This is a genomic window from Kitasatospora sp. MY 5-36 (assembly GCF_001182915.1).
Taxonomy (GTDB): domain Bacteria; phylum Actinomycetota; class Actinomycetes; order Streptomycetales; family Streptomycetaceae; genus Kitasatospora.
In genome coordinates, this window is record NZ_LFVW01000416.1 from 1 (window position 1) to 10334 (window position 10334).

13 protein-coding genes are annotated in these 10334 nt (G+C 74.8%); 8 read left to right on the forward strand and 5 right to left on the reverse strand.

Annotation, left to right across the window (positions count from 1 at the left end):
• The 3 genes from AE652_RS24955 to AE652_RS24965 all read left to right on the forward strand — a co-directional run.
• On the forward strand, positions 1 to 231 hold a 231-nt coding region (locus AE652_RS24955), incomplete at its 5' end, for a zinc-binding dehydrogenase (protein ID WP_049655297.1).
• A 481-nt stretch (positions 232 to 712) separates the two neighbouring features.
• A complete protein-coding gene (locus AE652_RS24960; protein ID WP_049655298.1) occupies positions 713 to 940 on the forward strand; it encodes a hypothetical protein in 228 nt (75 codons plus the stop codon).
• Positions 937 to 1566, forward strand: a complete 630-nt coding sequence (locus tag AE652_RS24965; RefSeq protein ID WP_159028551.1) for a helix-turn-helix domain-containing protein — start codon at positions 937 to 939, stop codon at positions 1564 to 1566. The genes AE652_RS24960 and AE652_RS24965 overlap by 4 nt, the downstream gene beginning before the upstream one ends.
• A gap of 42 nt (positions 1567 to 1608) precedes the next feature.
• On the opposite strand, the gene AE652_RS24970 is transcribed toward AE652_RS24965, so the two are convergent.
• Positions 1609 to 2349 carry a helix-turn-helix domain-containing protein gene (locus AE652_RS24970; RefSeq protein ID WP_049655303.1) on the reverse strand — a complete coding sequence of 247 codons (741 nt, stop codon included), beginning with the start codon at positions 2347 to 2349 and terminating at the stop codon, positions 1609 to 1611.
• 268 nt (positions 2350 to 2617) lie between these two features.
• Between AE652_RS24970 and AE652_RS24975 the strand changes: the two genes are divergently transcribed.
• Positions 2618 to 3283, forward strand: a complete 666-nt coding sequence (locus AE652_RS24975; protein ID WP_049655306.1) for a DUF4097 family beta strand repeat-containing protein — start codon at positions 2618 to 2620, stop codon at positions 3281 to 3283.
• Between the two features lie 39 nt (positions 3284 to 3322).
• A complete protein-coding gene (locus AE652_RS24980) occupies positions 3323 to 4168 on the forward strand; it encodes an alpha/beta fold hydrolase (protein WP_049655308.1) in 846 nt (281 codons plus the stop codon).
• Positions 4169 to 4442: 274 nt separating this feature from the next.
• Here AE652_RS24980 and AE652_RS24985 read toward each other — a convergent pair whose 3' ends face one another.
• Positions 4443 to 5600 (reverse strand): acyltransferase, encoded by a 1158-nt coding sequence (locus AE652_RS24985; protein WP_049655310.1) that lies wholly within the window; start codon positions 5598 to 5600, stop codon positions 4443 to 4445.
• A gap of 138 nt (positions 5601 to 5738) precedes the next feature.
• Between AE652_RS24985 and AE652_RS24990 the strand changes: the two genes are divergently transcribed.
• Positions 5739 to 6389: a GNAT family N-acetyltransferase gene (locus AE652_RS24990; RefSeq protein ID WP_049655313.1), complete on the forward strand. Its 651-nt coding sequence runs from the start codon at positions 5739 to 5741 to the stop codon at positions 6387 to 6389.
• A 108-nt stretch (positions 6390 to 6497) separates the two neighbouring features.
• On the opposite strand, the gene AE652_RS24995 is transcribed toward AE652_RS24990, so the two are convergent.
• Positions 6498 to 7214 (reverse strand): HAD family hydrolase, encoded by a 717-nt coding sequence (locus AE652_RS24995; RefSeq protein ID WP_049655315.1) that lies wholly within the window; start codon positions 7212 to 7214, stop codon positions 6498 to 6500.
• A gap of 37 nt (positions 7215 to 7251) precedes the next feature.
• Positions 7252 to 7893: a TetR/AcrR family transcriptional regulator gene (locus AE652_RS49300; RefSeq protein WP_063780258.1), complete on the reverse strand. Its 642-nt coding sequence runs from the start codon at positions 7891 to 7893 to the stop codon at positions 7252 to 7254.
• Between the two features lie 160 nt (positions 7894 to 8053).
• On the opposite strand from AE652_RS49300, the gene AE652_RS25005 reads away from it, so the two are divergent.
• A complete protein-coding gene (locus AE652_RS25005) occupies positions 8054 to 8755 on the forward strand; it encodes an SDR family oxidoreductase (protein WP_049655318.1) in 702 nt (233 codons plus the stop codon).
• A gap of 72 nt (positions 8756 to 8827) precedes the next feature.
• Positions 8828 to 9250 carry a tautomerase family protein gene (locus tag AE652_RS25010; protein WP_049655321.1) on the forward strand — a complete coding sequence of 141 codons (423 nt, stop codon included), beginning with the start codon at positions 8828 to 8830 and terminating at the stop codon, positions 9248 to 9250.
• Between the two features lie 127 nt (positions 9251 to 9377).
• Here AE652_RS25010 and AE652_RS25015 read toward each other — a convergent pair.
• Positions 9378 to 10334, reverse strand: a 957-nt coding sequence (locus tag AE652_RS25015; protein ID WP_049655323.1) for an alpha/beta hydrolase, incomplete at its 5' end; no start/stop codon positions are given.

Here is a 10334-nt window from a genome sequence, read left to right on the forward strand (position 1 = left end):
GCCTTCGTCGCGGTCGCGGCCGGCAGCGCCCCGGTGGCCCTGCGCGGCATCCGGGTCGCCAACGTGTGGATCACCGCCGACGGCCCGGCGCTGGCCCGCCTGTCCGGCCTCGCCGCCGACGGCCGCCTCACCCTGCGGGTCGCCGACACCCTCCCGCTGGCCGACGCCGCCGACGCCCACCGCCGCCTGGAGGCCGGAGGCCTGCGCGGGCGGCTGCTCCTGACGCCCTGACCGGCCGGAGGGAACGAGGAGAAGGCCTGCTCCCTGGACGGGGGCAGGCCTTCTCCGATGTGATCCGCGTCACGGCGGGGCTGCGGCAACAGCGCTCCGCCCGGGGAGACCGTCCGGGTTGAGGGGAAGGGCTCTCGGGTTGCACTGTGGCAGCCGGCGGCGCTGCGACCAAGCCGGTCGGACGGCTTCGGACACTCCCGGACGCCGGACCGCCCCGAGCAGGCGCGATCCCGGCGACCTGCCCGAGGGCGCCCGGACGGTCTCGGACGGCTTCGGACACGTGCGCGCCGGCGGCGCGGCGGCGGTGTCCGAACGCGTCCCGAAGACGGGTCAAGTCACGTTCCGCGAAGCCCGGTTGCCGCCGCCGACCGGAACTTGCGCGGCGCCTCGCGGCCCGCGCATGATCTGGCCCAACCACCCGCCGGGTGGCCCAGGGGACGGCAATCCCCACGTCCGGGTTGAGGGTTCAGAAGGGACCACTGTGCTGCTCGAACTCCGATGCGCGGTACGGCGCACGCCGCCGCCCGCCACCCCGCCCGCCGAGGGCTCCGGCCTGCGGCGGGCCGCGCTGTCCGCCGCGTTCCTCGCGGTCGCCCTGGCCGGCGTCATCGCCCTGATCGTCCTCGGGTACGCCGTCGAGGCGCTGGTGACCGTCATCGTCACCGCCGCCGTCGAGGCCTCCGGCACGGCCGCGCGGGGGCGGCGATGAACGCACGCGAGGAGCTCGCGCACGAGCTGCAGAGTCACCGTCGATCCGTTTCCGGGCGATCCTTGAAAGAGCTCGCACGCGGGAGCGGCATGTCCCCCTCCATCATGTTCGAGGTCGTCCGGGGGCGCCTTCTGCCCTCAGAGGGGCAGCTGCGAGCGCTGCTGCACGCGATGGACGTGGGCGAGCGCGCCTATCAGCGCGCGCTGCTCCTTCACCAGGAAGCGATGGCGGAACTCCCCATCCGTGCGCGGACGTCCGACAAGACGCCGCCCGCCCCCGACTGGCGCGTACCGGTCCCGGCCGCGGGCGAGCCCGATCCCGTGCTGATCTCCACCGCGCGGGAGTTCGTCGAGGGCCTGGAGGACGTCAGGGTCTGGGCCGGCGAGCCGTCGCTGCGCCACTTGGAGGAGCGCAGCGCGCGGCTGCACCAGCAGCGGCATACGGCCTACGGCAAGGTCCTGCGGCGCAGCACGATCTCCGACATGCTCAACGCGACGTCCCTTCCGCAGATGGAGAAGGTGCGGCACTTCCTGCAGATCTGCGGGGTGCGGGACATCGACGCGTGGGTGTACACGTGGCGGCGGGTGCGGACGATCGAGAAGGCCGCGCTGCGCCGGGCGGCCTGACCCTTCACGGTCCCGGAGCGGGAAGTCGGCGGGGTCGACTTCCTACTCCGGGGCCTCGCTCTTGATAACAGTCGCGGGTTTGGTGTGGAGGACTTCGCGGGCCTGTTCGGCGGCGCGGACGATGCTTTCGCTGATGAAGTCGAGGAAGCGGGCGATGTTCTCCAGGCGGACGGCGGCGGGGGTGCCGGGGCCGAGGACGGCGACGCCCTGGCGGGCGGTCTCGATGACCCTGTCGTTGGCGCGGGCGCTGGCGATGACGGCCTGGTAGTAGAGCTCGTCGTCGACGATGTAGCGGTCGCGGCGGCGTTCGTCGCGTTCGCGGCGCACCAGGCTCTGGCTCTCCAGGAAGGCGATCGCCTTGGAGATGGAGGCGGGGCTGACCTGGAGGCGTTGGGCGAGTTCGGCGGCGGTGAGGCTGCCGGCGTCGGTGGTGGACAGGCAGGTGACCACGCGGGCGCCCATCCGGTTGAGGCCGGAGCCCATGAGGACGGTGGTGAGCTGTTCCTCGTAGGCGGCCACGGCCTCGTCGTCGCGGCCGTGGGGGTGGGTGCCGGGTCGTGGGCCGGCCGTGGGGGCGGGGCGGCGGCGCTGGGCGCGGTGTTCGGTGGCGCGGTGGGCGAGGTCGGCGCGGTAGGCGACGGGGCCGCCGTTGCGCATGACCTCGCGGGTGACGGTCGAGGTGGGGCGTTCCAGGCGTCGGGCGATCTCGGCGTAGGGGAGGCTGTCGGCCAGCCCCAGGGCGATCTGCCGGCGTTCCTGCTGGGTGAGCCTGCCTCCCGGCATCGCGTTCTCCTCGGTGGTGGTGGCCGGGTGGTTCCCGGTCGGCCGTGTGGTTCCCGGTCGGCCCCCACCTTAGCGTTCACCTTCAGACCATTGCAATGATCGGGATGGCGTCCGTTGCGTTACCCGTGCGTCCGTTGCAACAGTTTCCCGCTATCCACCTGCTATTACGCCACTTTGACGCAACGAACTAGTTGCCGAGATCTTGAAAGCAACGTAGCGTTTCCAATGTCGGAAACACCGATGGAACGAAACCGCACAGGAGCGCAGCATGCAGAAGTTCGCCACCCCCGCCCCGGTCACCGTCGTCCTGGACATCCCCGGCGGGCGCGTGCGGTTCATCGCCGCCGAGCGCGTCGACACCACCGTCGAGGTCCGGGCCGCCGAGCCCGGCAAGGGCCGCGACGTCCGGGCCGCCGAGCAGACCGCCGTCGCCTACGAGGACGGCGTCCTGCGGATCGTCACCTCCGCGTCCGGCGGCCAGCTGCTCGGCCCCACCGGCTCCCTGGAGGTCACCGTCCAGCTGCCGGCCGGCTCCGCCGTACGGGGCAAGGCCGCGGCCGCCGAACTGCGCGTCGTCGGCCGCCTGGGCGACGTCGCCTTCGACGGCGCGTACCGCCACACCAAGGTCGACGAGGCGGCGAGCCTGCAGCTGAGCGCCGTCGACGGCGACGTCGAGGTCGGCCGCCTCGGCGGGCCCGCCCGGATCAGCACCACCCGGGGCGACATCCGCGTCACCGAGGCCCACCGGGGCACCGTCGAGCTGAGCACCCAGTCCGGGAGCATCACCGTCGGCGCCGCCGCCGGGGTCTGCGCCGCCCTGGACGCCGGCACCGGCCACGGCCGCGTCGCCAACTCCCTGCGCAACGACGGCGCCACCGTGCTCGACATCCGCGCCACCACCTCCCACGGCGACATCACCGCCCGCAGCCTCTGACCCCGTCCCGGGGCCCGACACCCGTCCAAGGGGGACACCATGACGAACAGCACCGCACCCGCGACCGGACCTGCCCCGTGGACCGGCCTGGTGCCGGTCGACGACACCGCCCTGGCCGCCACCGACACCGGCGGCCCCGGCCTGCCCGTGCTCTACCTCAACGGCCAGTTCGCCACCCAGGGCTACTGGCGGCGCGTCCTCGCCGACCTCGGCCCGGGCCTGCGGCACATCACCTACGACGAGCGGGCCCGCGGCCGGACGTCGAAGCGCTCCGCGGACTACTCCTTCGAGGCCGCCGTCCGGGACGTCGACGCCGTCCTCGCGGCCCGCGGCGTGCGGCGGGCCCTGCTGGTGGGCTGGTCCTACGGGGCGTTCGTCGCCGCGCACTGGGCCTCGCGCAACCCGGGCCGCGCCGTCGGCGCGGTCCTGGTGGACGGCGCGCTGCCCTACGACTGGCTGACCGAGGAACTGGAGCAGCGCATCCGCACGCAGTTCCGGCGGTGGGCACCGCTCATGGCACTGACCCGCCCCACCGGCCTGACCCCGCGGATGACCCACCGGCAGATGTCGGAGTCCAACATCGAACTCGGCAGGATCGGCAGCGCCGCCGCACTGGGCCCGGTGCTGGACGCCATCACCGTCCCGACCCGGTACGTGGTCGCCTCGGGGACCTCGCTGGGCAGCAAGGGCGACGAGCAGGAGCTGATCCGCGCGGCCCTGCCGGCGGTCACCGCGCGCAACCCGCACATCCGGATCAGCGCGAAGGTGCCCAGCAACCACGGCGCGATCCTGAAGAAGGACTTCCGCGCCATCGCCGACGCGGTGCGCGAGGTCGCCGCCCTCGACGCCCCCGACGCCCCCGTCCGCCCCGCCCCTGGCCGCTGACGGCCCGTCCGCCGGAGCCTGCGGAACATCTCCACCGAGGAGCACCCCTGGGGCGGCACGAAGCGGCCTCCCCACCTCTACGGCGGCGCCCTGAACCACCTGCCGTTCGCCGAGTTCGCCCGGATCGCCGCGCGGCTCCCGTGGTCGGACCCCGAGCAGTTCCAACTGCTCGTCATGGGGGACGGCGAAGGCCGCTTCCGGACACTCACCCTGGCCGACCTGCGGGCCTGGCCGACGGACTGAACGGCGCGCCCCTCGCCCGCACCGCCGTCCCTCAGCCGGCTCCCGCCGCCCGGCCGGCGAGGCGCCGTACCGCGGGGCGCTCGACCAGGGCGTGACTGAGGGCCCCGGCGGCCAGGGTCGCGCCGAAGGCGGCAACGGTCAGCAGGGCGGCGAGCGGCGCGGGGTAGGTGCGGTCGCCGAACAGCAGGGGGCGGCCGTGGAAGAGGACGACGCCCTGGCAGAGGTAGAAGCCGAAGGAGACGGCGCCCAGCCACTGGGCCGGGCGGCGCGGCGGCGGGTCCCCGGCGCCGCGCCGCAGGTCGTGCTGGGCGGCGGCGCAGATGACCAGCGCGAGCGGCAGGACCATCGGCAGGACGAAGTCGTAGGGCGAGGGGACGGCGAGCGCGAGCGCGTAGGCGGGCGCCACCAGGAGGGCGGCGGCGGCCAGGGGGACGCGCGGGGCGCGGCCGGCGGCGACGGCGCGGGCCAGCAGCATGCCGAGGACGAACTCCGGCAGCCGGGCCGGCGGGAAGAGGTAGCCGAACCACAGCTGGTCGAGGGAGACGGGCAGTTGGGGGATCCGGGGCCGGTCGGACAGCAGGACCGCGTCGGCTCCCGCGACGGCCGCGGCGGCCAGCAGGGCGGCGGCCAGGGCCGGGAGCAGGGCGCGTGCGGGCAGGCGCCGTACGGCGCGGTGCAGGAGCGGGAAGAGCAGGTAGAACAGGGCCTCGCAGCACAGCGACCAACTGGGCATGTTCATCCCGGAGTTGATGTCCGGGTCGGGCGAGTAGGCGTGGACGAGCAGGAGGTTGGGCAGCCAGGTGCGCACCGGGGCGGCCCAGGCGAACAGGAGGGCGGCGGCCGCCCACATCGCCAGGTGGCTGGGGTAGATCCGGGCCAGGCGCCGGCGCCAGAACGCGGCGGGGCGTTCGCGCTCGCGCGCCGACCAGGTCAGGACGAAACCGCTGAGAACGAAGAAGAACGAGACCCCGGCGTAGCCGGCCTTGGAGGTGGCGTGGGCGAGGGCGGCGGCGAGGCGGGGGTCGGCAAAGAAGCCGAGCGGGGCGCCGGGGTGCAGCGGGTCGGCGATGAGGAAGGCGTGGAAGAGGAAGACGGCGAGGGCGGCGGCGAAGCGCAGGGAGGTGAGGGTGGGCAGGCGGTGCGGGGGTGGCGGTCCTCCGACCAGCCGAGTATCACTTCGTGCGCTCATCGCACGACTGTAGGTGACGGCGCGTCAAGTCGGGTCGCCACCGCTGTCCCCCGGGAGGTGGATTCGGGGCGGAGGCGGACGTGAAGGCGAGGTGGAAATGGCGGTGCGCGGCGCGGGCGGGCTGGGCACACTGGCTCGATGATCATCGACCACTGGCCCCTGCGGGGGCTGCGCGTGTCCTCGCCCCGCCTGGAGCTGCGCCTGCCCACCGAGGACGAACTCGCCGAGGTGGCCGACGTCGCCGCCCGCGGCGTCCACCCGCCCGAGGAGCGCCCGTTCCTGACGCCGTGGGGCGAGCTGCCGCCGGCCGAACGGGCCCGGCACGTGGTGCAGTTGCACTGGCGGCGGCTGGGGCGCTGGAGCGCGCAGGACTGGGCGCTGAACCTGGTGGCCTTCCACGAGGGGCGCCCGGTGGGCATCCAGGACATGCGCGCCAAGGAGTTCGGCGTGCGGCGCGAGATCGTCTCGGGCTCCTGGCTCGGCCTGGAGTTCCAGGGCAAGGGCCTGGGCACCGAGATGCGCGCCGCGATGCTCCACCTGGCCTTCGCGGAGCTGGGGACGCGGTCGGCGAGGTCGCTGTCCTTCTCCGACAACCACTCCTCCCTGGCCGTCTCGCGCCGGCTCGGCTACCGCGGCGACGGCATCGACCGCGACGTCCTGGACGGGCGGGTGGTGGTCTCCCAGCGCCTGCGCCTGACCCCCGAGGCCTGGGCCGGGCACGCCCGCACCCCGGTCACCGTCACCGGCCTGGACGAGGGCTGCCGCGCCCTGTTCGGCCTCGACGACTGAGCGGCCGACCGGGACGCCCGCGCGCGGGGCGAGCGGCGCAGCGCGCCCACTCCCCGCGACGCGGGAAGCCGGCCGGGCCGACTTCCCGCGCGACCGGGCGGCCCCGGCTCAGGTCCGCAGGGCGGCGGGCAGTTCGGCCAGGGTGTGCAGGACGTGGATGCCGTCGTCGACCGGGGTGCGGGAGGCGGCGCGGTCGAGCCAGAAGGGGCGCAGGCCGGCGCCCCGGGCGCCGAGGGCGTCCAGGTCGTACCTGTCGCCGACGTAGGCGACCTCGTGCGGGGGCAGGCCCAGGCGGGCGCAGCCGGTCAGGAAGATGGCGGGGGCGGGTTTGGCCTCGCCGGGCCGGTCGGAGCCGACGAGGGCGGTGTCGGCGAAGTGGTGCAGCAGGCCGGTGGCGTGGAGTTTGGGGCGCTGCTGGTCCATCGGGGCGTTGGAGACGATGCCGAGCCGGTGGGTGGGGGCGAGGGCGGCGAGGACGGGGGCGGCGTCGGGGAAGGCGGTCCAGGCGGCGTCGCGGTGGGCGGTGTAGCCGGCGAACCAGGCGGTGGCGGCCTCGTCGGGCATGGCGGCGGTGTCCTCGCCGAGGCGGGCGAGGAAGCGGCGGACGCGTTCGCGCTGCTGGCCGGTGAAGGTGAGTTCCCCGGCCAGGAAGCGGGCGTACTGCTCGTCCAGGACCTCGCGCCACAGCGCCACCGCCGTCTGCGGGTCGGGGACGCGGTGCAGGAGGTCGAGGTGGCGCAGGTGGGCGAGGATGCCCGCCCGTTCCGAGCCCGAGTAGTCGAACAGGGTGTCGTCGACGTCGAAGAGCACGCCTCTGATCGGCACGGTCCGTCCTTTCGCCAGGTCCACGTACGTACGGACCCTACGCGGTCGCCGGCTCCCCGCCCCCGTTTCCGTCCCCGTCCCCGTCCCCGTCTCCGTCCCCGTCCCCGTCTCCGACGGCCAGGCGGTGGCGGGCGGCGGCCAGGAACTCCCCGGACAGGTCGGGGTCCTGGCTCGCCCGGGCGAGCAGCAGTGCTCCGACCATGGTGGACAGGTCGGCGAGCGCCTCCTGCCGTTCGGCGGGTTCGGGCAGGGCCGCCAGGGCGTCGACGAGGTCGCGCAGTCCGGCGGTGTAGGCGGTGCGCAGCGGGGTGCCGGGTTCGGTGCGGGCGGCGTCGGCGGCGAGGGCGGCGGCGGCGCAGCCGTGGCCGGGGTGGTCGCGGTGGAGTTCGGACAGGTAGCGGTGGAGGAACTCGGCGCGGGGGGTGCGCCGGGCGGGCGGCTGGTCGGCGAGTTGTTCCATGGCGTCGCGCCGTTCGGTGAAGGCGGCGGTGAGGGCCTCGGCGAGGAGGTCGTCCTTGGAGGCGAAGTGGCGGTAGAAGCCGCCGTGGGTGAGTCCGGCGGCGGCCATCGCCTCGGGGACGCTGACCTGGTCGGCGCCCTTCTCGCGGATCAGGCGGGCGGTGTGGTCGACGACCCGGTTGCGGGTGCGTTCGGCCTCGGCGCGGGACACGCGGGGCATGCCGCGGCTCCTTCCCTCTCGTACGACGCGTGGTGCGTCCGGTCGGTGCTTCCACTTGGTGCGTCCACTTTCCCATCCCCTTTAGATGATGGTAATAATCTAAATGCTGCGGCACCCGCCGGCGACGGCCCGTGCCGCCCCGAGAGCGAGGAGATGCACCATGACCGTGATCGAAGGCTCCACCGCCCTGGTCACCGGAGGCCGCCGGGGCCTGGGCCGGGCGTTCACCGCGGAACTGCTGGCCCGCGGCGCGAAGAAGGTCTACGCCACCGCCCGCACCCCCGACACCAGCGAGGACCCGCGCGTGGAGGTCCTCGCGCTGGACGTCACCGACGACGCCTCGGTGGCCGCCCTCGCGGCCCGCGCCGACGACGTCGACATCGTCTTCAACAACGCCGGCGTCCTGTACCCGGCGCCGCTGCTCAGCGCCGACCTCGCGCTGGTCCGGGACACCTTCGAGACCAACGTGCTCGGCCCGCTGCGCATCGCCCAGGCCTTCGCCCCGGTGCTGGCCGCCCGCGGCGGCGGCGCGCTGGTCGACATCCACTCGCTGCTGTCCTGGGGCGCCGGGGCCGGGGCCTACGGGGCCTCCAAGGCCGCGCTGTGGTCCCTGACCAACTCGCTGCGCCTGGAGCTCGCCGCCCAGCGCACGCAGGTCGTCGGCGTGCACCTGGGCTTCGCGGACACCGAGATGGTCGCGGCCGTCCCGGTCGACAAGATCCCGCCCGCCGAGGTGGCCCGCGCCGTCCTGGACGGCGTCGAGCGCGGCGAGCACGAGGTGCTGGTCGACGACGCCACCCGGGCCCTGAAGGCCGCCCTGTCGGGCCCCGTGGACGACCTGGCCGTCCTCGGCCGCCGCTGACACCCCGGCAGGACCACCGGCCCGACCGCCGACGAAAAACCCCGACCCGACCGACGACCAGGAGGAACCGCCATGCCCCTGTGGCACGTCTACCACCCGCCCGGCACCTACGACCCCGGGCAGAAGAAGCAGCTCTCCACCGACATCACGGGCTTCTACACCCGCTTCGGACTGCCGAAGTTCTACGTGGTGGTCCTCTTCCACGAGGTCGCCGCCGACTCCTTCCACGTCGGCGGCGAACCGCACGGCGCGGCCGTACGGGTCGTGGTCGAGCACATCGCCCGCCACACCGAGGACCCGGACCTGCGCAGGCGCACCCGCGAGGCGCTCGCCGCCCTCCTCGCGCCCCACACCACCGACCGCGGCCTGTACTGCGAGTTCCACGTCGACGAGACGCCGCGGAACCTGTGGATGATCGACGGCCTCACCCCGCCCCCGGAGCAGAGCGAGACCGAGAAGCTGTGGGCCCGGGAGAACCGCCCGCTCCCGTACTGACGCACCCGCTCCCGCGCCCGCGCCGCCACCGTCGATCCCGACGGTGGCGGTTTCGGCGCGAGACGCCACGGTCCCGGGCCTCGGGGCGGCGCACAGCGGGCCGAACGCCCCTGCCGGCGGCGAGGGTTCACGCGTCGAAGCGGATCTCGGGCCACTGCGGCGCGGGGGCGTCCAGCAGCGGGGCGGGGATGCCGCGCAGGTGGAGGCCGAAGTAGGCGGTGAGGTAGGCGCGTTGGGCGGCAACGGCGCGCTGCGGGTCGCCGGCGCCGAGGAAGTGCTCCAGCCGGTCGGCGGGCCAGGCGAAGACGGACTGCCCCTGGGGGACGAGCAGTTGCAGGTCACAGTAGGACAGGTGGCCGGAGCGGGTGAGGGTCAGGCGCCGGCGCCAGCCGGTCAGGTGCGGCCACAGGGTGTCCCACATGGCGTCGCGGGCGGGGCTGTCCCAGGCGGAGGCCATCAGCAGCAGGGGGCGGGTCTGGTCGGCGGTGGCGGCGGGGCCGAACAGGGGTCCGTCCAGGACCGCGCCGGCGCGGATGCGCGGGTCCTCGTGCAGGGCGTGGGCGGTGGTGGCGCCGCCCATGGAGTGGCCGAACATGCCGACGGCGCCGAGGTCGAGGGCGCCGTCCAGGCCGGCGGGCAGCGGGCCGGCCGCCAGGCGGTCGAGCAGGCAGCGCACGTCGGCGGCGCGGTAGGCGACGATCGCGGCGTCGGTCATCGCCTGGACGCGGGCCTTGTCGCGCACCTCCAGGCGGTGGCCGGGGAACTCGACCTCCCCGGCGTCGTAGGTGTGGTCGACGGCGGCGACGACGTGGCCGTGGGAGGCGAGTTCCTCGGCCAGCGCGGTGTTGAAGGCGCTGTCGGCGCCGGAGCCGTGGGAGTTGAGGACCACGGGGTGGCGGCGGGTGCGGTCGGCGGGGGCGTCCGGGCGGGCGTGGGTGGCGGGCCAGGCGAGGCGGGCGCCGGGGACGGCGAAGTAGTCGGCCTGCAGGTGGGCGGTCTCGGCGGGGCTCATCCACGGCGCGTACGGGCCCCGGGCGCCCGGGGCGGCGGGGTACCAGAGGCGGGCGCGCAGTTCGCGCGGGCG